The 24,576-nt window shown below is 51.3% G+C and carries 23 protein-coding genes; 10 read left to right on the top strand and 13 right to left on the bottom strand.

Annotation, left to right across the window (positions count from 1 at the left end; translation table 11 throughout):
• Positions 1–151: 151 nt before the first annotated feature.
• Positions 152–1,387: an anaerobic sulfatase maturase gene (locus AACU19_RS07010; protein ID WP_105278855.1), complete on the top strand. Its 1,236-nt coding sequence runs from the start codon at positions 152–154 to the stop codon at positions 1,385–1,387.
• 174 nt (positions 1,388–1,561) lie between these two features.
• Here the strand turns inward: AACU19_RS07010 and aslA are convergent, their stop codons facing one another.
• The 6 genes from aslA to hemC form a co-directional block, all read right to left on the bottom strand.
• Complete coding sequence (gene aslA / locus AACU19_RS07005; RefSeq protein WP_000395858.1) at positions 1,562–3,217, bottom strand: arylsulfatase AslA; 1,656 nt, start codon at positions 3,215–3,217, stop codon at positions 1,562–1,564.
• Between the two features lie 629 nt (positions 3,218–3,846).
• Entirely contained in the window at positions 3,847–4,437 is a 591-nt protein-coding gene (locus tag AACU19_RS07000) for a hypothetical protein (RefSeq protein ID WP_105278854.1), read from the bottom strand.
• A 49-nt stretch (positions 4,438–4,486) separates the two neighbouring features.
• Positions 4,487–5,683, bottom strand: a complete 1,197-nt coding sequence (gene hemY / locus AACU19_RS06995) for a protoheme IX biogenesis protein HemY (protein WP_032185557.1) — start codon at positions 5,681–5,683, stop codon at positions 4,487–4,489.
• A gap of 2 nt (positions 5,684–5,685) precedes the next feature.
• Positions 5,686–6,867, bottom strand: coding sequence for a uroporphyrinogen-III C-methyltransferase (gene hemX, locus AACU19_RS06990; protein ID WP_054495864.1), 1,182 nt, complete (start codon positions 6,865–6,867; stop codon positions 5,686–5,688).
• A gap of 21 nt (positions 6,868–6,888) precedes the next feature.
• On the bottom strand, positions 6,889–7,629 hold the full coding sequence (gene hemD, locus AACU19_RS06985; protein WP_000026079.1) for a uroporphyrinogen-III synthase: 741 nt from the start codon (positions 7,627–7,629) through the stop codon (positions 6,889–6,891).
• Entirely contained in the window at positions 7,626–8,567 is a 942-nt protein-coding gene (gene hemC / locus AACU19_RS06980) for a hydroxymethylbilane synthase (protein WP_001303155.1), read from the bottom strand. Before hemC ends, hemD begins: the two co-directional genes overlap by 4 nt.
• Before the next feature lie 386 nt (positions 8,568–8,953).
• On the opposite strand from hemC, the gene cyaA reads away from it, so the two are divergent.
• The gene (gene cyaA, locus AACU19_RS06975; protein ID WP_000281697.1) at positions 8,954–11,500 is read left to right on the top strand and encodes a class I adenylate cyclase; all 2,547 of its coding nucleotides are present in this window, start codon (positions 8,954–8,956) and stop codon (positions 11,498–11,500) included.
• A 39-nt stretch (positions 11,501–11,539) separates the two neighbouring features.
• Here the strand turns inward: cyaA and cyaY are convergent, their stop codons facing one another.
• From cyaY to AACU19_RS06960, 3 genes are read right to left on the bottom strand one after another with little or no spacing between them, the layout of a single operon-like run.
• Positions 11,540–11,860, bottom strand: coding sequence for an iron donor protein CyaY (gene cyaY / locus AACU19_RS06970; RefSeq protein ID WP_105278853.1), 321 nt, complete (start codon positions 11,858–11,860; stop codon positions 11,540–11,542).
• Between the two features lie 47 nt (positions 11,861–11,907).
• Positions 11,908–13,230, bottom strand: a complete 1,323-nt coding sequence (locus tag AACU19_RS06965; protein ID WP_105278852.1) for a DKNYY family protein — start codon at positions 13,228–13,230, stop codon at positions 11,908–11,910.
• A complete protein-coding gene (locus tag AACU19_RS06960) occupies positions 13,227–14,705 on the bottom strand; it encodes a DKNYY family protein (protein ID WP_105271957.1) in 1,479 nt (492 codons plus the stop codon). The genes AACU19_RS06965 and AACU19_RS06960 overlap by 4 nt, the downstream gene beginning before the upstream one ends.
• Positions 14,706–14,893: 188 nt before the next feature.
• Between AACU19_RS06960 and lptM the strand changes: the two genes are divergently transcribed.
• The 6 genes from lptM to uvrD all read left to right on the top strand — a co-directional run bounded on the left by lptM (position 14,894) and on the right by uvrD (position 20,517).
• Positions 14,894–15,097: an LPS translocon maturation chaperone LptM gene (gene lptM, locus AACU19_RS06955; protein WP_000799889.1), complete on the top strand. Its 204-nt coding sequence runs from the start codon at positions 14,894–14,896 to the stop codon at positions 15,095–15,097.
• Positions 15,098–15,133: 36 nt separating this feature from the next.
• Positions 15,134–15,958 carry a diaminopimelate epimerase gene (gene dapF, locus AACU19_RS06950; protein WP_001160648.1) on the top strand — a complete coding sequence of 275 codons (825 nt, stop codon included), beginning with the start codon at positions 15,134–15,136 and terminating at the stop codon, positions 15,956–15,958.
• Entirely contained in the window at positions 15,955–16,662 is a 708-nt protein-coding gene (locus AACU19_RS06945) for a DUF484 domain-containing protein (RefSeq protein WP_001615793.1), read from the top strand. Before dapF ends, AACU19_RS06945 begins: the two co-directional genes overlap by 4 nt.
• On the top strand, positions 16,659–17,555 hold the full coding sequence (gene xerC / locus AACU19_RS06940) for a tyrosine recombinase XerC (protein ID WP_000130687.1): 897 nt from the start codon (positions 16,659–16,661) through the stop codon (positions 17,553–17,555). The genes AACU19_RS06945 and xerC overlap by 4 nt, the downstream gene beginning before the upstream one ends.
• Positions 17,555–18,271, top strand: coding sequence for a 5-amino-6-(5-phospho-D-ribitylamino)uracil phosphatase YigB (gene yigB, locus AACU19_RS06935; RefSeq protein ID WP_105278851.1), 717 nt, complete (start codon positions 17,555–17,557; stop codon positions 18,269–18,271). The genes xerC and yigB overlap by 1 nt, the downstream gene beginning before the upstream one ends.
• A gap of 83 nt (positions 18,272–18,354) precedes the next feature.
• Positions 18,355–20,517: a DNA helicase II gene (uvrD, locus tag AACU19_RS06930; protein WP_105278850.1), complete on the top strand. Its 2,163-nt coding sequence runs from the start codon at positions 18,355–18,357 to the stop codon at positions 20,515–20,517.
• A gap of 142 nt (positions 20,518–20,659) precedes the next feature.
• Here the strand turns inward: uvrD and AACU19_RS06925 are convergent, their stop codons facing one another.
• Positions 20,660–21,424: a phosphodiester glycosidase family protein gene (locus tag AACU19_RS06925; RefSeq protein WP_000951158.1), complete on the bottom strand. Its 765-nt coding sequence runs from the start codon at positions 21,422–21,424 to the stop codon at positions 20,660–20,662.
• 161 nt (positions 21,425–21,585) lie between these two features.
• Here AACU19_RS06925 and ysgD point away from each other — a divergent pair, with 161 nt between their 5' ends.
• Complete coding sequence (gene ysgD, locus AACU19_RS06920) at positions 21,586–21,642, top strand: YsgD/CorL family protein (protein WP_212723238.1); 57 nt, start codon at positions 21,586–21,588, stop codon at positions 21,640–21,642.
• A 151-nt stretch (positions 21,643–21,793) separates the two neighbouring features.
• Positions 21,794–22,744: a magnesium/cobalt transporter CorA gene (gene corA / locus AACU19_RS06915; protein WP_000947159.1), complete on the top strand. Its 951-nt coding sequence runs from the start codon at positions 21,794–21,796 to the stop codon at positions 22,742–22,744.
• A gap of 42 nt (positions 22,745–22,786) precedes the next feature.
• On the opposite strand, the gene AACU19_RS06910 is transcribed toward corA, so the two are convergent.
• The 3 genes from AACU19_RS06910 to rarD all read right to left on the bottom strand — a co-directional run bounded on the left by AACU19_RS06910 (position 22,787) and on the right by rarD (position 24,546).
• Positions 22,787–23,167, bottom strand: a complete 381-nt coding sequence (locus AACU19_RS06910; RefSeq protein WP_105278849.1) for a DUF2628 domain-containing protein — start codon at positions 23,165–23,167, stop codon at positions 22,787–22,789.
• 13 nt (positions 23,168–23,180) lie between these two features.
• Positions 23,181–23,561 (bottom strand): protein YigG, encoded by a 381-nt coding sequence (yigG, locus tag AACU19_RS06905; protein WP_021521448.1) that lies wholly within the window; start codon positions 23,559–23,561, stop codon positions 23,181–23,183.
• 94 nt (positions 23,562–23,655) lie between these two features.
• A complete protein-coding gene (rarD, locus tag AACU19_RS06900; protein ID WP_000379995.1) occupies positions 23,656–24,546 on the bottom strand; it encodes an EamA family transporter RarD in 891 nt (296 codons plus the stop codon).
• Between the last annotated feature and the right edge of the window lie 30 nt (positions 24,547–24,576).

Raw genomic sequence — 24,576 nt, 5'->3', positions numbered from 1 at the left:
ATTTGAAAAACCTCCGGCTATGCCGGAGGATATTTATTTTCTGTGCATTTCATCACTCTCCCTTCGCAAGAAACGCCCGTAGTCACTCATTGCTACACGGTATGATTTCGCCCTTAACGTATTGAAGGATGACTTCAGGCAAGGAGCGACCATGCTGCAACAGGTTCCAACGCGTGCTTTTCATGTGATGGCGAAACCAAGCGGTTCCGATTGTAATCTGAACTGTGACTACTGTTTTTATCTCGAAAAACAATCCCTTTACCGCGAAAAGCCAGTTGCGCATATGGACGATGACACGCTGGAAGCGTATGTCCGTCACTATATCGCTGCCAGCGAACCCCAAAACGAAGTGGCTTTTACCTGGCAGGGCGGCGAACCAACGTTACTCGGGCTGGATTTTTACCGCCGTGCCGTGGCGCTACAGGCGAAATATGGTGCTGGCAGGAAGATAAGTAACAGCTTCCAGACTAACGGCGTGCTGCTCAATGACGAATGGTGTGCATTTCTGGCAGAAAATCATTTTCTGGTTGGGTTATCGCTGGACGGTCCGGCTGAGATCCACAATCAATATCGCGTGACCAAAGGTGGCAGACCCACGCATAAGCTGGTGATGCGTGCCCTGACGCTCCTGCAAAAACATCATGTCGACTATAACGTGCTGACCTGCGTCAACCGCACCAGCGCGCAGCAACCGTTGCAGGTATATGCGTTTTTGCGTGATGCAGGCGTGGAGTTCATCCAGTTTATTCCGGTGGTGGAGCGCCTGGCTGATGAAACAGCTGCCCGCAATGGACTGAAATTACATGCGCCTGGTGATATTCAGGGGGAACTGACAGAATGGTCGGTGCGCCCCGATGAGTTCGGTGAGTTTCTGGTGGCAATTTTTGACCACTGGATCAAACGTGACGTCGGCAAGATTTTCGTGATGAATATCGAATGGGCGTTTGCCAATTTTGTCGGTGCGCCGGGTGCGGTTTGCCATCATCAGCCGACCTGTGGACGCTCGGTGATTGTCGAACACAACGGCGACGTTTACGCCTGCGATCACTATGTTTATCCGCAATATCGACTGGGGAATATGCTTCAGCAAACAATTGCAGAAATGGTAGATTCCCCGCAGCAGCAGGTGTTTGGAGAAGATAAATTTAAGCAGTTACCGGCGCAGTGTCGCAGTTGTAACGTGTTAAAAGCATGTTGGGGAGGCTGCCCGAAACACCGCTTTATGCTCGATGCCAGCGGTAAGCCGGGGCTGAATTATTTGTGTGCCGGGTATCAGCGTTATTTCCGCCATCTACCGCCATATCTTAAAGCAATGGCTGATTTGCTGGCGCACGGTCGTCCGGCCAGCGACATTATGCAGGCGCATTTGATGGTGGTGAATAAGTAAAAAAGCAGCCATTTTGTGACCGCCTGCGGTTGATTGCCGGATGCGATGCTGACGCATCTTATCCGGCCTACAGGACGCTGCAATTTATTGAATTTGCAAGGCTTGTAGGCCGGATAAGGCGTTCACGCCGCATCCGGCAAGGTCAGTGTGGCCCGATGTAGCGATAGCGCCGGCTTAATCAGATTTAATCTGCGCGCGCGGCGGATATTTTTTCAGGATCTCCATATACGCGTGCATTTCGGTCTGTAGCGGTACACCCATTGGGATATGGCGCACGCCGATAGAGTCGCTTTCCTGCGGATCGGTGTACAGGTTAAACACCGACGATCCCGCCGTTTGCATTACTGTGCCGGTGAATCCACCCTGATATCCGCTCTGGGTATAAGCGTAAGGTTGCTGAATCAGGACGTGATACTTGAACTCATCCATACGCACAGCAGAAAGTTTGCCGTTGAGGAAGTAGTGCTCGGCCTTACGGTTAGACTGACCATTTGTTCCCAGGAAGAAAGATGTCTGGTCCACACCATCAATAAAGGTGGTTTTCGGCACTAAATTCGCCACTTTCGCTCCAGGATGTCCTGCCAGATCCAGCGCCGTAGGGAAGAGATCCGCCAGATCGACAATACCGTCAGATTTACGCGGTTGGATCATCCCTTTCCAGTAAACGAAGGTTGGCACACGAACGCCGCCTTCCCATGTAGAACCTTTCGCACCGCGGAACGGTGTGCGACCGTGCGGCGGAACTTCGGCTTCCGGTCCGTTATCGGAGGTAAAGACGATTAGCGTGTTATCCAACTGACCATTTTTCTCCAGTGCTTTATACAGATTGGCGAAGATATCGTTCATCTCCACCATGCAGTCGCCATACGAGGTGCGTGCCGGAGAACTTCCCGCATATTTGGCGTTCGGGTAGTTATCGAAGTGACAGCCGCGAGTGCCATAGTAGAGGAAGAATGGCTTATCGCTCTTCGCCATCTTGTCGAGGAACTTAACGCCATATTCCATCCAGCGTTGATCCAGATCTTCCATATATTTCGGCGTAATGTCGGCAATGGCTTCCTGTTCACCGCCGCGCACGGCATGAACGTCATCTTTGCTGAACGGCAGTTTTTGGATGTATTCAGAACGATCCGGGCTCAGGGCGACTTCCGGGTTGACATGAACATCACGCCATTCGGTATACATATCAGATACCGAGTTAAAGCCGCGGAAATCATCAAAGCCAACGTTCTGCGGCTGCGACTCTTTGTTTTCCCCCATATGCCATTTCCCGATAGCCTGGGTGACGTAGCCCTGATCGTGCAGCAACTGTGGCAGCGTGGTTAACCCTTGCAGACCGCCCGGTTGCCCGTACATTGGCGGCATCAGAATGCCGTGGTGGATGGAGTATTGTCCGGTGAGAATCGTGGCGCGGGTTGGGGAAGAACTCGGTTGAGAATACGCCGAAGTTAAAATCAGCCCCTGGCTGGCAACGGCGTCGATATCTGGTGTAGGGTTACCCACCGCCACGCCGCCGCCGTTAAAGCCAACGTCCATCCAGCCCACATCATCCAGCAAGAAAACAACCACGTTCGGTTTCTTACCGGTCTTTTTCTCTAATTCCGCCAGCTTCTGCTGGGTTTCTTTGTCTTGTGCAGGATGCTGCATCACCGGCATCATGTTGTCGGCAATAGTGGTCGCCGGTTTAACCAGATACTGGTTTGGGTGATCGTATCCGGCAAAGCCTTTGCGTGCGGTGGCGGTTGACGGGGTATCTGCTGCGCTGGCCATGAGTGGAAGAGCGGCGGCGACAGCCACAACAAGAAGTTTGGGTGAAAACGAAAATTCCATGCAAAATGCTCCGGTTTCATGTCGTCAAAATGTTGACGTAATTAAGCATTGATAATTGAGATCCCTCTCCCTGACAGGATGATTGCATAAATAATAGTGATGAAAATAAATTATTTATTTATCCAGATAATGAATTGGAAAATCAGGAGAGCGTTTTCAATCCTACCTCTGGCGCAGGTGATATGTAAGGCGGTGATGTTATATCGCGTTGATTATTGATGCTGTTTTTAGTTTTAACGGCAATTAATATATATGTTATTAATTGAATGACTTTTATTATTCATTATATATATGTGTAGAATCGTGCGCAGGAGAAATATTCACTCAGGAAGTTATTACTCAGGAAGCAAAGAGGATTACAGAATTATCTCATAACAAGTGTTAAGGGATGTTATTTCCCGGTTCTCTGTGGCATAATAAACGAGTAGATGCTCATTCCATCTCTTATGTCCGCCTTAGTGCCTCATAAACTCCGGAATGACGCAGAGCCGTTTACGGTGCTTATCGTCCACTGACAGATGTCGCTTATGCCTCATCAGACACCATGGACACAACGTTGAGTGAAGCACCCACTTGTTGTCATACAGACCTGTTTTAACGCCTGCTCCGTAATAAGAGCAGGCGTTTTTTTATGACCGAATAAAGAACTGGTTACGTCGCTCCTGGGTCATCGGTTGCGCGTTTAAAACTCTTACAAGAGAGCCTACCGTGACGATGGGAAGAAACGGATTCTCTTCTATTCCGCATAGATCGCGCCCGCAACGAGCAGCGGTATCTTCAACCAGCTCTTCTAACTCGACTGCGTCGCGCACCAAATCCAGATCATCGTCCAGTGTATCATCGGCTTTCAGTGGCAGTGGGTAATCGATATAGCCGTTTCCTTGCAAGGTATCCCACACCGCACGAATCACCCATGTATCTACGGTGTAGGTGTCAAATTCGCGGGCGAACTGGCAAATGGAGCGTACCCGACGTTTATCTGCCATGATTCGGTACTTCTTGAGGAGCTTGATTTTTTCCTGCTTCGCCGCAGCTATCAGATACCCAATAAAAAGTGTTAACCAGAAGATGAATGTATTGCCCGTACGCACAAAGGAAATAATCAGCCAACTTACGCCAGCCAGAGCGGCACATATCAACAAGATTAAAAAGAGCGTTGCCCGAAAAGGAGTAATTTCATGCGATGGCAAGCGGAAAAGATAGCGGGACGGCGTGCGCAATTTTGACATCCTGGTAAAAAAATATCGCCTCTGAACGAGGCGATATAGATTACTGTGACGGGTTATTCTGTAAGGTTAGCATCAAGCCATCGCGACGCATCGCTGCGGCTTCTTCCGGCTTGTGCAGTCTGTCCAGCGCGTCGGCAAGCCATGCGTAATCGTAGGCGTCCGGACGTTGTTTCAGCGCCGCGCGGAAGGCGAGCGATGCTTCCTGCCATTCGCCGTGCTTCATCAGCGACTGACCCAGTGTGCTCCACAACAACGGGCGATCGCCCACGTTTTTGATCTGTTGGCGCAGCACTTTTTCCAGCTGTTCCGGGTTATTGGTTTTCAGACGCGGGATCGGCAGCAGCAGGCGATCGTCATACTGGCGTTTCAGGCCGTCGATGATAATTTGCTGGGCAGTATCATGATCGTCACATTCAATAAGATGTTCCGCCATTGCCACCTGTAACGCCACCTGATGACGCGTTTTCCGGCTTTGGTTTTTCCACCAGTTACGCAAACCTTCGCTACCGTTATCGGCACGCGCCTGATCCATCAGGCCAATCCATGCCTGTTGTTCCAGCATTGCACGATGCTCTTCATCGCCAACGTGGGCTTTTGCCATTGATGGGATGATATCCAGCAGCGAACTCCATGCACCAGTGCGGATATACGCCTGTTCCGCCAGACGTAATACTTCCGGATGGCGTGGCGTAACTTCCAGCAGCTTATCAACGCCGTGACGTGCTGCATGGTTTTCATTACGGGCCAGTTGCAGACGTACACGGGTGATTTCTACCGGAATTGTGTCGTTGCCGGCCAGCTCCGCTGCGCGTTCCAGATGTTGGTTGGCGCGTGCTTCATCACCGCGTTGTTGCGCGGCTTCGGCAGCCAGCAGATAGTTCACCACCGGTTGTTCAGCGTGATCGGCATTTTTCGCCATCAGCTTTTCAACTTGCTGATAATCGCCTTCCGCTAGTTTCAGCAGCGCCTGTTCGGTCTGCTTACGGGCACGGCGACGCTTACGTCCGACAAACCACCCACGGGTGTGTGCGCCTGTGCGGAAGATCCGCCGCAGTAGCCACTCAATGGCAAACAGCACTACCATCGCCAGAATCAAAATGATCGCCAGGCCCGTGACGCTGGTTTCGATATTGTAGGTATCGGTCTGGATCAGCACGTAACCCTGATGACCGGCAATCATCGGGCCGACCACTATCCCCGCAATCAGCAACACAAAGAGCAATAACACTTTTAGCATGGTTATTCTCCTTGCGGCGCGGCTGCCGGAGTATCAGCTTGCGGTGCAGGTGCAGGTTTAGCTTCCGTTGTCCCTGCTGCCGGTTGTGCCAGCAGGTTACGCACGCGGGTCTGCATCAGTTTTTCCAGCATCGCCTGGCTTTGCAGGGTTTCCGGGAGATCCATCGAGATATTTTGCTGGCTTAACTGGTCCACCTCGTCGAGGAACGCTTTGGTGGTGGCATCATCAGTATCGTAGTAAGCACGTACCCAGGTGGAGACATTCTCCAGCGCCTGGCGGTAAGTCTCTTCCTGATGACGCGGTACGGCTTGTGCCGCGACCAGCAGGCGGGAGCGAATATTTTCGCGCAGATAGATATCCTGATTCGGTGCTAACAGTGGTACGGCGGTGTCATCACGACGGCGAATCGTAATGAAGTTGTCCATAAAGTTCTGCCAGCTTTTTTGTAGATTGATACGCCATTCGCTGAGGGAACTGGAAAGCTCTTCACCGTCGGAATCCATTGGTGAACCATCGCTGTCATTATCGGCCAGACGCAGGTTATCTACCTGATTAGAAAGCTGATTCAGCTTAAGGATGATGCCGTCATAATCCACCTGCGATACCGCAGAAAGGCTGGCGATATCATCGGTAATTGCCCGACGAACGGTAATCAGACTCGGGTCATTCATATCCGCCAGGCTGGCATCTGCACTTTTCAGCAACGCTGCAGCGGTCGTGACGTCCTGATCGCTCCACAGCTTCCTTCCGGCGAGTTTCACCAGGAAATCAGCCTGGGCCAGCAGCCAGGTTTTAGCATCGCTGCCGGAAATAGTCGCGACCTTTTGTTGGACTTCATCCAGCTGTTTTGCCAGCGTTTCTTGCTGACGATTCGCTTGCTCAAGCTGTACAGCTTGTTGCTTGATAATGCCTTCCAGCTCGGCTTTTTGGCTCTCCTGGGCTTTTTGCAGTGCCGTAAGTTGGTTAGCCAGGGCATCGCTGGTGGCAGTCTGATTGACGGCCTGTTGTTTACCCCAGCCATACAAACCGACGCCCGCCGCCAGAGCAATAGCGATAGCCACCGCGCTGAGAATCAATGCGGTGTTGTTCTTGCTCTTTTTTTCTGTTGCGACAGGTTGTGACGTGGTGTCCACGGCCTCCCTGGTCTCTTCAACCACGGCGGAGGTTTTTTCTTGTTCCGTCATTATGGCTTCCTGTTATGAGAGTTATTGTAATGCCCGTAAAAGCGCATCGTTGTCAGCGTTATCGGCGACCTTAATGTCTTGCCAGCCCAGTTCCCGGGCGAGTTTCGCCAGACGCTCACTGACGACTAAAAGTCGACAGCGTAGTAACCAGTGCTCACGATACCATTGTGGGATCAGCGACCAGAGTTGCTGCAACATTTCACCGCTGGTAACAACGACCGTCGTCACCTCGCGGGATTGCCAGCGCATCGCTTCTTCTGCACCATCGTAATGGATTGCGCATCGTTGATAACATTCACAAAAAGTGACCTCAGCACCGCGCGCCGTCAGGGTATCCCCAATTAGCTCACGACCGCCATTGCCACGTAATATCAGCGCACGTTTGCCCGCAATATTTTGTAATTCAGGTAATTGTAGCAAGACTTCGCTGATTTCCCGATCCTGCGGGTAGAGAATCTTCTGTCCGCTTACGGTATGTAGCGCCAATGCGGTGGTCCGTCCAATGGCAAAATAAGTGGGTAGGTGGGGCCATTTACGCTCTTGCTGATGCAGCTGTGATTGGGCAAAAGCAACCGCGTGTTGCGAGAGGGCAAACAGCAGATCGCTCTCACCCAGCGCTGCCAGTTGATCGGCAAGTTGTGGTAATTGCCGACCCGGGGAAAACTCAATCAGCGGAAAATGCCAGGCCACCTGCCCCAGTGTGCGCAGACGGCTCACTAACTCTTCTCCAGCGGGAGACGGGCGGGTGACCAGGATACTCATGCCGGGGCGTCTCCGTTATAGACTTCAGCAAGGATCTCGCGTGCGCCGTTATTCAGTAGCTCCTCTGCCAGCGAAATCCCCATTTGTTCGGCATCCTGCGGCGCACCGCGGCGTTCACCGCGAATAATCTGCGAACCGTCCGGCGCGCCGACCAACGCACGCAGCCAGATTTCGCCATCAATAAGCTCGGCGTAGCTACCAATTGGCACCTGACATCCGCCTTCGAGACGGGTATTCATGGCGCGTTCGGCGGTAACGCGCAGTGCAGTTTCGTGGTGATTGAGTGCGGCAAGCAGCTCGCGAGTGCGTGTATCATCAAGGCGGCATTCAATACCTACCGCACCTTGCCCTACTGCCGGAAGAGAAATCTCGGGTGGCAGTGCGGCGCGAATGCGTGACTCCAGACCTAAACGTTTTAGTCCGGCTACGGCAAGAATGATGGCATCGTATTCGCCGTTATCCAGTTTGCTCAGGCGAGTGCCGACGTTGCCGCGCAGGGAGCGGATAATCAGGTCCGGGCGGCGTTCAGCCAGTTGGCACTGGCGACGTAAACTGGACGTCCCGACGATACTGCCTGCCGGTAACGCATCCAGACTGTCATAGTTATTGGACACAAATGCATCGCGAGGATCTTCACGCTCGCAAATAGTGACCAGCCCCAGACCTTGCGGGAATTCAACCGGCACATCTTTCATTGAATGTACGGCGATATCGGCGCGATTTTCGAGGAGCGCGACTTCCAGCTCTTTAACAAATAAGCCTTTTCCGCCTACTTTCGCCAGCGGCGTATCAAGAATCACATCGCCGCGCGTCACCATCGGTACCAGTTCAACGACCAGGCCCGGATGGCTCGCCATCAACTTGTCTTTGACATAGTGTGCCTGCCAGAGTGCAAGTGGGCTTTGGCGTGTGGCAATTCTTAAAACATTGTCTAACATGCTTGTTACCGTCATTATCATCCGTGGTCCATCCTAACATCCTTGCCAGAGCGATGTCAGTGTTGTGGTGAAACGTAGATGCCTGCGCAAACCTTAATATGAGGTCTGGCAGTGGATCCTGACAGGCGTTTCACGCCGTCGTAATAAGGAATTTACAGAGAATAAACGGTGCTACACTTGTATGTAGCGCATCTTTCTTTACGGTCAATCAGCAAGGTGTTAAATTGATCACGTTTTAGACCATTTTTTCGTCGTGAAACTAAAAAAACCAGGCGCGAAAAGTGGTAACGGTTACCTTTGACATACGAAATATCCCGAATGCCGCGTGTTACCGTTGATGTTGGCGGAATCACAGTCATGACGGGTAGCAAATCAGGCGATACGTCTTGTACCTCTATATTGAGACTCTGAAACAGAGACTGGATGCCATAAATCAATTGCGTGTGGATCGCGCGCTTGCTGCTATGGGGCCTGCATTCCAACAGGTCTACAGTCTACTGCCGACATTGTTGCACTATCACCATCCGCTAATGCCGGGTTACCTTGATGGTAACGTTCCCAAAGGCATTTGCCTTTACACGCCTGATGAAACTCAACGCCACTACCTGAACGAGCTTGAACTGTATCGTGGAATGTCAGTACAGGACCCACCGAAAGGTGAGCTTCCAATTACTGGTGTATACACCATGGGCAGCACCTCGTCCGTAGGGCAAAGTTGTTCCTCTGACCTGGATATCTGGGTCTGCCATCAATCCTGGCTCGATAGCGAAGAGCGCCAGTTACTGCAACGTAAATGCAGCCTGCTGGAAAGCTGGGCCGCCTCGCTGGGCGTAGAAGTCAGTTTTTTCCTGATTGATGAAAACCGTTTCCGACATAATGAAAGCGGCAGTCTGGGGGGCGAAGATTGTGGCTCCACCCAGCATATACTGCTGCTTGACGAATTTTATCGCACTGCCGTGCGTCTCGCGGGTAAGCGTATTCTGTGGAATATGGTGCCGTGCGACGAAGAAGAGCATTACGACGACTATGTGATGACGCTTTACGCGCAGGGCGTGCTCACGCCTAATGAATGGCTGGATCTCGGTGGCTTAAGTTCGCTTTCTGCTGAAGAGTACTTTGGTGCCAGCCTTTGGCAGCTCTATAAGAGTATCGATTCTCCCTACAAAGCGGTGCTGAAAACACTGCTGCTGGAAGCCTATTCCTGGGAATACCCGAACCCACGTCTGCTGGCGAAAGATATCAAACAGCGTTTGCACGACGGCGAGATTGTATCGTTTGGTCTCGATCCGTACTGCATGATGCTGGAGCGTGTTACTGAATACCTGACGGCGATTGAAGATTTCACCCGTCTGGATTTAGTGCGTCGCTGCTTCTATTTAAAAGTGTGCGAAAAACTCAGCCGTGAACGCGCCTGTGTAGGCTGGCGTCGTGAAGTGCTAACCCAGTTAGTGAAAGAGTGGGAATGGGACGATGGTCGTCTTGCAATGCTCGATAACCGCGCTAACTGGAAGATTGATCAGGTGCGTGAGGCGCACAACGAGCTGCTCGATGCAATGATGCAGAGCTACCGTAATCTGATCCGCTTTGCGCGTCGCAATAACCTTAGCGTCTCCGCCAGCCCACAGGATATCGGTGTTCTGACGCGTAAACTGTACGCCGCGTTTGAAGCATTGCCAGGTAAAGTGACGCTGGTAAACCCGCAGATTTCGCCCGATCTCTCGGAACCGAATCTGACCTTTATTTATGTGCCGCCGGGCCGGGCTAACCGTTCAGGTTGGTATCTGTATAACCGCGCGCCAAATATTGAGTCGATCATCAGCCATCAGCCGCTGGAATATAACCGTTACCTGAATAAACTGGTGGCGTGGGCATGGTTTAACGGCCTGCTGACCTCGCGCACTCGCTTGTATATTAAGGGCAACGGCATTGTCGATTTGCCTAAGTTGCAGGAGATGGTCGCCGATGTGTCGCACCATTTCCCGCTGCGCCTGCCTGCACCGACGCCAAAAGCGCTCTACAGCCCATGTGAGATTCGCCATCTGGCGATTATCGTTAACCTGGAATATGACCCGACAGCTGCGTTCCGCAATCAGGTGGTGCATTTTGATTTCCGTAAGCTGGACGTCTTCAGCTTTGGCGAAAACCAAAATTGCCTGGTAGGTAGCGTTGACCTGCTGTACCGCAACTCGTGGAACGAAGTGCGTACGCTGCACTTCAACGGCGAGCAGTCGATGATCGAAGCCCTGAAAACTATTCTCGGCAAAATGCATCAGGACGCCGCACCGCCAGATAGCGTGGAAGTCTTCTGCTACAGCCAGCATCTGCGCGGCTTAATCCGTACTCGCGTACAGCAACTGGTTTCTGAGTGCATTGAACTGCGTCTTTCCAGCACCCGCCAGGAAACCGGGCGCTTCAAGGCGCTGCGCGTTTCTGGTCAAACCTGGGGCTTATTCTTCGAACGCCTGAATGTATCGGTACAGAAACTGGAAAATGCCATCGAGTTTTATGGCGCTATTTCGCATAACAAACTGCACGGCCTGTCAGTGCAGGTTGAAACCAATCACGTCAAATTACCGGCGGTGGTGGACGGCTTTGCCAGCGAAGGGATCATCCAGTTCTTCTTCGAAGAAACGCAAGACGAGAATGGCTTTAATATCTACATTCTCGACGAAAGCAACCGGGTTGAGGTGTATCACCACTGCGAAGGCAGCAAAGAGGAGCTGGTGCGTGACGTCAGTCGCTTCTACTCGTCATCGCACGACCGTTTTACCTACGGCTCAAGCTTCATCAACTTCAACCTGCCGCAGTTCTATCAGATTGTGAAGGTTGATGGTCGTGAACAGGTGATTCCGTTCCGCACCAAATCTATCGGCAACATGCCGCCTGCCAATCAGGATCACGACACGCCGCTATTACAGCAGTATTTTTCGTGATGAACGTGCCGGAAAGCGAGGCTTATCCGGCATGCAATCTTAGCGGAAACTGACTGTTTCACCCGCCTGCTGCGTCGCCGCCTGTTCCATCAAATCCCAGAAGGTTTCACCGCTACGGTCGCAAATCCACTCATCGCCTTTCAGGTCAAAATGGTAGCCGCCCTGCCTGGTCGCCAGCCATACCTGGTGCAGTGGTTCCTGGCGGTTGATAATGATTTTGCTGCCGTTTTCAAAGGTAATGGTCAGTACGCCGCCGTTGATTTCGCAGTCGATATCGCTGTCGCCATCCCAGTCGTCCAGGCGTTCTTCAATGGTCAGCCAGAGTTGATCAGCCAGGCGATGAAATTCACTGTCGTTCATTGTTGTATCCTGTTTTTAGGTGATGGCGGCAGTATAGCGGCATGGGGTCAGGGCTTCAAAGTTTGCTCGTCTGCTGCGTTCTGGCATGATTCATCCGTCAACGGAATAATAATGTCTCTGTTGTGAAGTTCACGCACATTCTCTTCTCTGACGTTTGTTTTCGCCGGGCAGGGGGAGGGCGTAATCCTTACCTCTGTATCGGTCCATGTATAAACATTGCGATCGTCATAAGCGAAGCGATCGTTTTTAGTTAGCGGACCGTTAACTGGAATAATATGCACGCTCTTTGACCGTAATTGGCGGATAAAATAAGCATGCTGTTTGCCGCTATTAAATGAGCGATCAATGACCAGGTCTGGCGTATCCAGCGGGATTATCTCAAGCTGGTCTTCACCAAATGTCGATAATTTTGTTACATACAACCGATCTTTATATTGCGCAATATTGCCAGTAATCAGATGGAATTGTTCAGGTTCAATACCTGGTAGGTCTATCCACTTGCTCCACTGACGGTCGGGCGTGAGCTGTTTACGCCAGCGAACGCGACTTTCCCCTACTTCAAAAGAGACGTCATCATCTACGGGTATCGCTTTGCCAGACAATTGCCCAAAGGGATAACGATGCATACCCTTATTGTCGCGAAAAACCAGCAGTGAATGAGGTATCCAGCGAATTATCTCAAATGAGTCTGCATTCGCCGTAAGGTGAACGCCATTTAAATAAATATTCTGCCCACTGCGGATAAGCAGATCATTGGAATACAAATTTCTGTTTACACTCATAAGACGTGGATTAATACCCCACCATCTTTTTTCTAATACAGTAACATTACTGCTGCTCCCCTGACGTCGACCGGACAAGTAGAGATTTTTACTATCCACCAGCGTGGTAGAGTTACCTTCGATAGCTTTTAGTGTCGCCAGATCAACACGTGACGCGCCGCTATTACTTTCGGTGCGCTGTCCGTCAAAATAGAGGCTATATTTATCGACCGCGAAGCGGCCCATAGCTTGAAAGCTGGCAATATCGACAGTGGGTGTTCCCGGTGGATTGCTAACGATTTTGCCACGCCAGAGAATAACGTGGCCGTCTGTCACCCAGTGGTATTCCTCATTTTTTATGCTTATTTCATCGGTGGGTATATAGCCTTCCACTAACTCCCGCTTCCCGGATATATTTGTCACAAGGCGCAAATCGGCTCTGTTCATCTTCGGAAATTGGGCAATAATTTTCTCATCCTCCCCATAACCTTTACCGTAAGACATAACACCGTGATCATTGTAATAGTCGAACCCTATGGCCTGTACAGCAGGTGTCAGAAATGTGTGCCCCAACAAGATGAGTGCAACTGTGATTATTTGACCTTTCATTTTGTCGCCTCATTGCGCGGGGCAGGAATAAATTCGCCGTCATCGGTAATTTTTCCGTCCAGATATCCCGTTTTGTAATTTACGCCATAGCCATATCCCGAATGTTGTTCCTTCCAGATTAAGCGAACTTGTTTCGGATCCGCGGTGCGGTATCGCCAGAGCTGCGCGCCATCAAAGCTGTAAACGTAGCGGTTATCGCGGGCATACCATCTGCGCAAAAAGGGATGGTCATCAAGATGGGCTTCGCGTTCATCCGGAGAGTGGTTATCCAGTAAGATCAGCGGTCCGTCAGATTCAAACACGTGTAAACCGGAATGGTTTGGCCACCCTTCGGCACGCGTAAGTAAATAGCCATGGCGTTTCCCGGCGTTGAAACGTTTGTTGATAATAAGATTGGGATCATCAAGTTTTACGATCTCCAGCTTGCGGTCACCAGACTCTGTTTCGATTATGGTATAAAGCGAATCCTGATACTGGGCGACAGCATCACTGATGGGGTGGAACTGTTCAGGATCGAGCCCCGGTACTTCTTCCTGTTTACAAGCAGGCCCTTTACGCCAGAACACTTTCTTTTCCAGCAGAGAAAAATCCAGACAGTGCTTTGTTAAATCTTCATCCCACGCCAGATTTTCCTTGTCGAGGACTTTACGCTGTAGCCCGTTTTTATCACGCCAGGTCAAGAGTGAGCCGGGCATCCAGCGCACGACGGAAAAGGTGTCCGGGTCGGCATCAAGCTGTTCGCCGTTGATCAGGATTTTGGTCCGTGTACGAGCCAGGGTATCCCAGGGGCCAAATGGCATAGCCACACAGGGATTAAACGCGGTAGAAAACTTTCCTCGCTGATCCCATGACTTTTGTGCCAGCACACGGAAACTATCGGGATCTGCGAGGCGATGCCCATTGATATACAAGAAATTAGCGTCACGTAATATCAGCCCCAGTAAGTCAGGATCCCAGGGAGGCCGGAATTCCACCTGATGCAGTGTTTTGATATCTAAGCTATTTCCCCCGCCATTGTTATCGGTGCGCTTGCCTTCAAAATAGAGACTGTGTTTATCCGCGGCAAAATCTCCCCATGCCTTGAATGAGGCGATATCGACGGGTGGTGCGTCGTGAGGATTTTGCACTACTTCACCCGCGTAGAGGATATAGCGACCATCGCTATGCCAGGAGTAATGGGGATACCAGGCTTGTGCGCCCTCATAGAGGTTGTCAGTTGTTAGATCAGTCAGAGGTGGTTCTTTATTCCATTCATCTTGTGTTGTTGCGTCTATTAATAAATTAGGTAAACGACGCAAACTCTTGTAATTCACGTCAGGTAGAGAAAGATTTGTTTCTTTATAAGGGCGCAGGTACACCACGCCTTTTCCCTGTTTCTGGTAAATATTATGTTCAGGCGCGGAAAGCCGACATCCCCATGCCGGGGATAAGAATAACGAACAAGACAACAAACAAACCACATTGCGATAGTGCATAAAGCCATCCTGGCGCGAGGTGCCGATCACGAAACTACCAGCAAAACATAAATCCCCACGTGTAAGCGTTATACTCGCAGCAATTCCTCATTTTTCAGACTTCATAAAGAGTCGCTAAACGCTTGCTTTTACGTCTTCTCCTGCGATGATAGAAAGCAGAAAGCGATGAACTTTACAGGCAATCCATAATGAAAAACGTGTTTAAGGCACTCACTGTATTACTTACTCTCTTCAGCCTGACGGGCTGCGGTCTGAAAGGTCCGCTCTATTTCCCGCCTGCAGATAAAAACGCACCGCCACCGACCAAACCGGTAGAGACGCAAACGCAATCCACGGTGCCGGATAAAAACGACCGCGCCACTGGCGATGGTCCATCCCAGGTGAATTACTAAAAGTCAGTTTCTGTACCCGCGTGATTGGAGTAAATGATGCAGTTCTCGAAAATGCATGGCCTTGGCAACGATTTTATGGTCGTCGACGCGGTAACGCAGAATGTCTTTTTTTCACCGGAGCTGATTCGTCGCCTGGCGGATCGGCACCTGGGGATAGGGTTTGACCAACTGCTGGTGGTTGAGCCACCGTATGATCCGGAACTGGATTTTCACTATCGCATTTTCAATGCTGATGGCAGTGAAGTGGCGCAGTGCGGCAACGGCGCGCGCTGCTTTGCCCGCTTTGTGCGCCTGAAAGGGCTGACCAATAAGCGCGATATCCGCGTCAGTACTGCCAACGGGCGGATGGTTCTGACCGTCACCGATGATGATCTGGTGCGCGTAAATATGGGCGAACCCAACTTCGAACCTTCTGCCGTGCCATTTCGCGCTAACAAAGCGGAAAAGACCTATATTATGCGCGCCGCCGAGCAGACAATCTTATGCGGCGTGGTGTCGATGGGAAATCCGCACTGCGTGATTCAGGTTGATGATGTCGATACTGCGGCGGTAGAAACGCTTGGTCCTGTTCTGGAAAGCCACGAACGTTTTCCGGAGCGCGCTAATATCGGTTTTATGCAAGTGGTTAAGCGCGAGCATATTCGTTTACGCGTTTATGAGCGTGGGGCAGGAGAAACCCAGGCCTGCGGCAGCGGCGCGTGTGCGGCGGTGGCGGTAGGGATTCAGCAAGGTTTGCTGGCCGAAGAAGTACGCGTGGAACTCCCCGGCGGTCGTCTTGATATCGCCTGGAAAGGTCCGGGTCACCCGTTATATATGACGGGGCCGGCGGTACATGTCTACGACGGATTTATTCATCTATGAAGCAACCAGGGGAAGAACTGCAGGAAATACTCACGGAGCTAGATGACCGGGCGGTTGTCGATTATCTGATTAAAAATCCTGAGTTTTTTATCCGCAATGCGCGCGCAGTAGAAGCGATACGTGTGCCGCATCCGGTACGCGGCACCGTTTCGTTGGTCGAGTGGCACATGGCCCGCGCACGTAATCATATTCATGTTCTGGAAGAGAACATGGCGCTGTTGATGGAACAGGCTATCGCCAACGAAGGCTTGTTCTATCGCTTACTTTACCTGCAGCGTAGTCTCACCGCCGCCAGCAGTCTCGACGATATGCTGATGCGTTTTCACCGCTGGGCGCGCGATCTCGGTCTGGCAGGTGCGAGTCTGCGCCTGTTTCCGGATCGCTGGCGCTTAGGTGCGCCGTCGAACCACACTCATCTCGCATTAAGCCGTCAGTCTTTCGAACCGCTGCGTATTCAGCGTCTGGGGCAGGAACAGCACTATCTTGGTCCGCTTAACGGACCGGAGCTGCTGGTGGTGCTACCGGAAGCGAAAGCGGTGGGATCGGTGGCGATGTCGATGCTGGGAAGCGATGCTGATTTGGGTGTGGTGCTGTTCACCAGCCGCGATGCCAGCCACTATCAACAAGGGCAGGGAACGCAGTTACTGCATGAAATTGCGCTGATGTTGCCGGAGCTTCTGGAGCGTTGGATTGAACGCGTATGACCGATTTACACACCGATGTAGAACGCTACCTACGTTATCTGAGCGTGGAGCGTCAGCTTAGCCCGATAACCCTGCTTAACTACCAGCGTCAGCTTGAGGCGATCATCAATTTTGCCAGCGAAAACGGCCTGCAAAGCTGGCAGCAATGTGATGTGACGATGGTGCGTAATTTTGCTGTACGCAGTCGCCGTAAAGGGCTGGGTGCGGCAAGCCTCGCATTACGCCTCTCTGCGCTACGTAGCTTTTTTGACTGGCTGGTCAGCCAGAACGAACTCAAAGCTAACCCGGCGAAAGGTGTTTCGGCACCGAAAGCGCCGCGTCATCTGCCGAAAAATATCGACGTCGATGATATAAATCGGCTGCTGGATATTGATATCAACGATCCCCTCGCCGTGCGCGATCGGGCAATGCTGGAAGTAATGTACGGTGCGGGTCTGCGTCTTTCCGAACTGGTGGGGCTCGATATCAAACACCTCGACCTGGAGTCCGGCGAAGTGTGGGTGATGGGGAAAGGCAGCAAAGAGCGCCGCCTGCCGATTGGTCGCAACGCTGTGGCGTGGATTGAGCACTGGCTTGATTTGCGCGACCTGTTTGGCAGCGAAGACGACGCGCTTTTCCTGTCGAAACTGGGCAAGCGTATCTCCGCGCGTAATGTACAGAAACGCTTTGCCGAATGGGGCATAAAACAAGGGCTGAATAATCACGTTCACCCGCATAAATTACGTCACTCGTTCGCTACGCATATGCTGGAGTCGAGCGGTGATCTTCGTGGTGTACAGGAGCTGCTGGGTCATGCCAACCTTTCTACCACGCAAATCTATACTCATCTTGATTTTCAACACCTTGCCTCGGTGTACGATGCGGCGCATCCACGCGCCAAACGGGGGAAATAATGCGTTTTTACCGGCCTTTGGGGCGCATCTCGGCGCTCACCTTTGACCTGGATGATACCCTTTACGATAACCGTCCGGTGATTTTGCGCACTGAGCAGGAGGCGCTTACCTTTGTGCAAAATTACCATCCGGCGCTGCGCAGCTTCCAGAATGAAGATCTGCAACGTCTGCGTCAGGCGGTACGGGAAGCGGAACCCGAGATTTATCATGATGTGACGCGCTGGCGTTTTCGCTCAATAGAACAAGCGATGCTCGACGCCGGGCTGAGCGCAGAAGAAGCCAGTGCAGGCGCACACGCGGCAATGATCAACTTTGCCAAATGGCGTAGCCGGATCGACGTTCCGCAGCAAACGCACGACACCTTAAAACAGCTGGCGAAGAAATGGCCGCTGGTGGCGATCACCAACGGTAACGCCCAGCCGGAGCTGTTTGGTTTGGGGGATTATTTTGAGTTTGTGCTGCGCGCTGGTCCGCACGGGCGCTCGAAACCGTTCAGCGATATGTACTTCCTGGCGGCGGAAAAACTCAACGTGCCGATCGGTGAGATCTTACATATCGGGGACGATCTCACCACCGATGTGGGGGGCGCGATCCGTAGTGGAATGCAAGCCTGTTGGATCAGACCGGAAAATGGCGATCTGATGCAAACCTGGAACAGCCGTTTACTGCCGCATCTGGAAATTTCCCGGTTGGCATCTCTGACCTCGCTGATATAATCAGCAAATCTGTATATATACCCAGCTTTTTGGCGGAGGGCGTTGCGCTTCTCCGCCCAACCTATTTTTACGCGGCGGTGCCAATGGACGTTTCTTACCTGCTCGACAGCCTTAATGACAAACAGCGCGAAGCGGTGGCCGCGCCACGCAGCAACCTTCTGGTGCTGGCGGGCGCGGGCAGTGGTAAGACGCGCGTACTGGTGCATCGTATCGCCTGGCTGATGAGCGTGGAAAACTGCTCGCCGTACTCGATTATGGCGGTGACATTTACCAACAAAGCGGCGGCGGAAATGCGCCATCGTATCGGGCAACTGATGGGCACCAGTCAGGGCGGTATGTGGGTCGGCACTTTCCACGGGCTGGCACACCGTCTGCTGCGTGCGCACCATATGGACGCCAACCTGCCGCAGGATTTCCAGATCCTCGACAGCGAAGACCAGCTGCGCCTGCTTAAGCGTCTGATCAAAGCCATGAACCTCGACGAGAAGCAGTGGCCGCCGCGCCAGGCAATGTGGTACATCAACAGCCAGAAAGATGAAGGGCTGCGTCCGCACCATATTCAAAGCTACGGTAATCCGGTGGAGCAGACCTGGCAGAAGGTGTACCAGGCGTATCAGGAAGCGTGCGACCGTGCGGGCCTGGTAGACTTCGCTGAACTACTGCTACGCGCCCACGAACTGTGGCTTAACAAGCCGCATATCCTGCAACACTACCGCGAACGTTTTACCAATATCCTGGTGGACGAATTCCAGGATACCAACAACATTCAGTACGCGTGGATCCGCCTGCTGGCGGGCGATACTGGCAAAGTGATGATTGTTGGCGATGACGACCAGTCAATCTACGGCTGGCGCGGGGCGCAGGTGGAGAATATTCAGCGTTTCCTTAATGATTTCCCCGGTGCCGAAACCATTCGTCTGGAGCAGAACTACCGCTCTACCAGCAATATCCTGAGCGCGGCGAACGCCCTGATTGAAAACAACAACGGGCGTTTGGGTAAAAAGTTGTGGACCGATGGCGCGGACGGTGAGCCGATTTCCCTCTATTGCGCTTTTAACGAACTCGACGAAGCGCGTTTTGTTGTTAACCGCATCAAGACCTGGCAGGACAACGGCGGGGCGCTCGCCGAGTGCGCCATTCTCTATCGTAGCAATGCCCAGTCGCGTGTACTGGAAGAGGCGTTATTACAAGCCAGTATGCCGTACCGTATTTATGGCGGGATGCGCTTCTTCGAACGCCAGGAAATCAAAGATGCGCTCTCGTATCTGCGCCTGATTGCCAACCGTAACGACGACGCGGCCTTTGAGCGTGTGGTCAATACGCCAACGCGGGGTATTGGTGACCGGACGCTGGACGTGGTACGTCAGACATCGCGCGATCGCCAGTTAACACTCTGGCAGGCATGTCGTGAACTGTTGCAGGAAAAAGCCCTCGCCGGACGTGCTGCCAGCGCTTTGCAACGGTTTATGGAACTGATCGACGCCTTAGCGCAAGAAACTGCCGATATGCCGCTGCATGTACAGACTGATCGGGTAATTAAAGACTCCGGCCTGCGCACCATGTACGAGCAGGAGAAGGGCGAAAAAGGCCAGACGCGTATCGAAAACTTAGAGGAACTGGTGACGGCAACGCGCCAGTTCAGCTACAACGAAGAAGACGAAGATTTAATGCCGCTGCAGGCGTTCCTCTCCCATGCGGCACTGGAAGCAGGTGAAGGGCAGGCGGATACCTGGCAGGATGCGGTACAGCTGATGACGCTACACTCGGCGAAAGGTCTGGAATTCCCGCAGGTGTTTATTGTCGGTATGGAAGAGGGCATGTTCCCAAGCCAGATGTCGCTGGATGAAGGCGGGCGTCTGGAAGAAGAACGCCGTCTGGCCTACGTTGGCGTAACCCGCGCGATGCAGAAACTGACGCTGACCTACGCGGAAACCCGGCGTCTGTATGGCAAAGAGGTTTACCATCGCCCGTCGCGTTTTATTGGCGAGTTGCCGGAAGAGTGTGTGGAAGAGGTGCGTTTACGCGCTACGGTAAGCCGCCCGGTCAGCCATCATCGTATGGGTACGCCGATGGTTGAGAACGACAGCGGTTACAAACTCGGCCAGCGCGTACGACACGCCAAGTTTGGTGAAGGGACTATCGTCAATATGGAAGGCAGCGGCGAACATAGTCGTTTGCAGGTGGCATTTCAGGGCCAGGGTATTAAATGGCTGGTGGCGGCTTACGCCCGGCTGGAGACGGTATAACGTTGCCGGATGCGGTGCTGCGCACCTTATCCGGCCTACAAAATCATGTAAATTCAATAAATTGCAATGTTATGTAGGCCGGGTAAGGCGTTTACGCCGCATCCGGCATCTGCACCATATTCAGTGACACAAAACGGTTGTTTTAACTTTTCTGCTCGACGGAAATCATGGTAACAAAAGGATAGCGTTGCCACGGGATTGCCCCGCCTTTCACATACATATGTGAAATCGTGCCATCAAGATAAAGCAGTTGCTCAACGTTCAGTTTCGTTTTGGCATAACAGGCAAAATCATAAAAATTTGTCACCTGCTGGCTCAACAAAAACACGGCGTTCCCTTGTTTATTAATCCCAACACCGTTACGAATTTTGCGTGAGGCGACGTTGGGATGAATACGCGGATTAATGACGCCGTTTTCCATCAACATTGGCCCTGACTGCACCGCGAACTGAATCTCTTTACTGGTTTTAAAGGCATCCAGACGAACGATTCCGACTTTATCTCCCGCGACATAAAACACACCGCCAGGACGGATAAAGAAATTCCCTTCACCTGAAGCGAGATTTAACGCCACCTTCTGCTGACCGTTTTCGATGTACAAACCGAGCGGCGCATAGCTTTCATCATATATGCTGCCGTTCATCGCCATTTGCACCTGACCCTGACTATTAATATCCGTCAGCAGCGCATGTAACGTTTCCCACGCTTCGCCATTGGCTTTTTGCCAGTACATTTTCACCCGCTCTGTTTGAGGATTAACGGTATACGCCTGTATGGTCAGTGTCGGATCTGATAGTGCGCAATCATCAGCGGCAACAGCAAACAAGGGAAGTAAGGTGAGGGCGAGAAAAATCCGTTTGAGATTCAAGGTGATCATTCCTTTACCAATGAGTAGCCGATGCGCCATTATAGGTCCTGGATGTGGGATTTTTTTATCCTGTTAGCGACCTTGACGAGTACCAAAAAGCGCGAAGTTCAACTATTGTTCTGTGGTGTTCTGTTGCGTGTTGACGGCAAAATTTTGCTGGCGTAACATGCGCGCACGATCACTCTAAGAGGACATTCGCCTTGGACACACCCAGTAGATACTGGCTCATTATCCTGTCATCCAGGATCAACTCCTAAGGCTATCCCTTTTTGCTGATAGCCTTAGCGGTTGTCAGCGACCTCAATTTTTCCCGTCGCGCTGAGTCAGGCTGTTTAATGGTCTGAAACCCAATTTGTTTCTGTGTGCCCACCGAACTGTCCGATATTTTAAGCATTGGGAGTCCCGGTCATGCTGAGCGCATTTCAACTGGAAAATAACCGACTGACCCGGCTGGAAGTCGAAGAGTCACAACCCCTTGTAAATGCAGTATGGATTGATCTTGTCGAACCGGACGACGACGAGCGACTGCGCGTACAATCTGAACTTGGCCAGAGCCTGGCAACCCGCCCGGAACTGGAAGACATCGAAGCATCGGCACGTTTCTTTGAAGACGATGACGGCCTGCATATTCACTCCTTCTTCTTCTTTGAAGATGCGGAAGATCACGCCGGTAACTCCACTGTGGCATTTACCATCCGTGATGGTCGTCTGTTTACTCTGCGTGAGCGTGAACTGCCCGCTTTTCGTCTGTATCGTATGCGTGCCCGTAGCCAGTCAATGGTGGACGGTAACGCCTACGAGCTGCTGCTGGATCTGTTCGAAACCAAAATCGAACAGCTGGCAGATGAAATTGAAAATATCTACAGCGACCTGGAGCAGTTGAGCCGGGTGATTATGGAAGGGCATCAGGGCGATGAGTACGACGAGGCGCTCTCCACGCTGGCGGAACTGGAAGATATCGGCTGGAAAGTTCGCCTGTGTCTGATGGATACCCAGCGCGCGCTCAACTTCCTGGTACGTAAAGCACGCTTACCGGGTGGGCAACTGGAGCAGGCGCGTGAAATCCTGCGAGATATCGAATCCCTGCTGCCGCATAACGAATCCCTGTTCCAGAAGGTGAACTTCCTGATGCAGGCGGCGATGGGCTTTATCAATATCGAGCAGAACCGCATCATCAAAATCTTCTCGGTGGTATCCGTGGTGTTCCTGCCACCGACGCTGGTCGCTTCCAGCTACGGGATGAACTTTGAGTTTATGCCGGAACTGAAGTGGAGCTTCGGCTACCCAGGCGCGATTATCTTTATGATCCTCGCGGGCCTGGCACCGTATCTGTACTTTAAACGGAAGAACTGGTTGTAAAAAACGAGAGTGGTGGTTTAGCCCGGCTAAGCCACCAGTTATTCAAAGGCTCCAGGTATTTAACCCTTTTACCTCTTTCTCATAAAACCATTTGTTCGTGTTAACAGCAACATAGGCTGCTACGGCAATTCCCAAAATGTTAACGCCAATTAGTGCACCAACAAATAGAGATAGAATGCAAAGTAATAGAACTATAATTGCTTTTTTCCATAAACCCAGAACAAATAGATAGATCCAGGAACAGAAGAAAGCAATGAAATTAATTTGAATAGTTAATCGTTGTATTACTTTTAATGCTTTAAATGCTGCTTTATATTCTGGTGTTGCCCCCCAGAATCCAGGAAAGCCATGTTGATCATAAAAACTAAAGCGATATTTCCATTTTTCACTTAATGAACCATCGTTCATATATTCCTTACTCATAAATACTCCATAACTATTGTTTTGATGAATCAGTAGGTGCAAGCATTAGCATACTGAAAGTAGAAAAATAACAAATCAAAAAAATCATCGAACCATTGCCTGAACAATCAAAATGTTCGGCTATCATTGTGATGATAGAGATGATATATACTGCTAATGTACCAAAAACATAAGTTTTTATATATATGAAACCACTATCACGGAGTCGTTGGCAATTCATGTTGATGACGAGATAATGGAGTGCGATGGTAGAGACAATAACAAGAAAACCTGCGTCCCCATCGTTAAAAAAGATAATAAGAAAGGCAAAAATGAAATTTATTAAAATAAATGAAAATATATAACGACGTCTGGAAATCTTACCGTTAGATGTTGGGATAAATATACGCAACATAAATTTTACATCCTTGTGTGAGTCTCCTGTCAGCATGACAATATGCCCACTCTCATGCAAGAGCAGGCATATTTTTTCAGAATATATTTATTTTTTATTTGGACGTTCTACGCTGCGTATAAATCGCATCCATCACAAAAATTGCCAGCGCTACCCAAATAAAGGCGAAAGTCACCATCTTATCGGCTCCCGGTTTTTCACCATAAAACGTCACTGCCAACAGGAACATTAGCGTCGGCCCAATGTACTGGAAAAAGCCTAATGTTGAGAGTCGTAAGCGTGTAGCTGCTGCGGTAAAACATAACAGTGGCACGGTGGTGACAATACCGGCGGCGATCAGCAGTAAATTCAGCGACATCGGGTTTTGCCCCATATGGCTGGTTGAGCTGTCGGCAATAGCAAACAGGTAAATCGCCGCCACGGGCAGCAGCCACATGGTTTCGATTAACATGCCGGTTTGCGCTTCAACGGCAATTTTCTTGCGTACCAGGCCGTAGAAGGCAAAACTAAACGCCAGCCCCAGCGCGATGATTGGCAGCGAACCAAAAGTCCAGAGCTGGACCAATACACCACATATCGCCAGAATCACCGCCAGCCATTGCATCCGGCGGAATCGCTCGCCGAGGAAAATCATCCCCAGCACAATGTTCACCAGCGGGTTAATAAAGTAACCAAGGCTCGCTTCCAGCATATGGTGATTGTTCACCGCCCAGATAAACAGTAGCCAGTTGCCACCAATCAGCACGGCAGAGACTGCCAGCATGAAGATTTTCTTTGGTGTCTGAATCAGCGTTTTTAAATAGGACCACTGGCGGCAAATGCTCATCAGCACCACCATAAAGAAAAATGACCAGATCACGCGATGCGTCAGGATCTCATCGGCGGGCACGTAGTAAATCAGCTTGAAGTACGCTGGCGCAATACCCCAAATAAAATAAGCGGCAAGAGCGAGTAATACGCCCTGCCGCGTTTGTTTGGTGTCCATTGGCAAAACTCATTTTTTATTGGTAAAAGC

The organism is Escherichia sp. MOD1-EC4550, from assembly GCF_963876935.1.
In the GTDB taxonomy this organism is placed as follows: Bacteria; Pseudomonadota; Gammaproteobacteria; order Enterobacterales; family Enterobacteriaceae; genus Escherichia; species Escherichia coli_F.
This window is presented reverse-complemented; position numbering and strand designations above follow the sequence as displayed.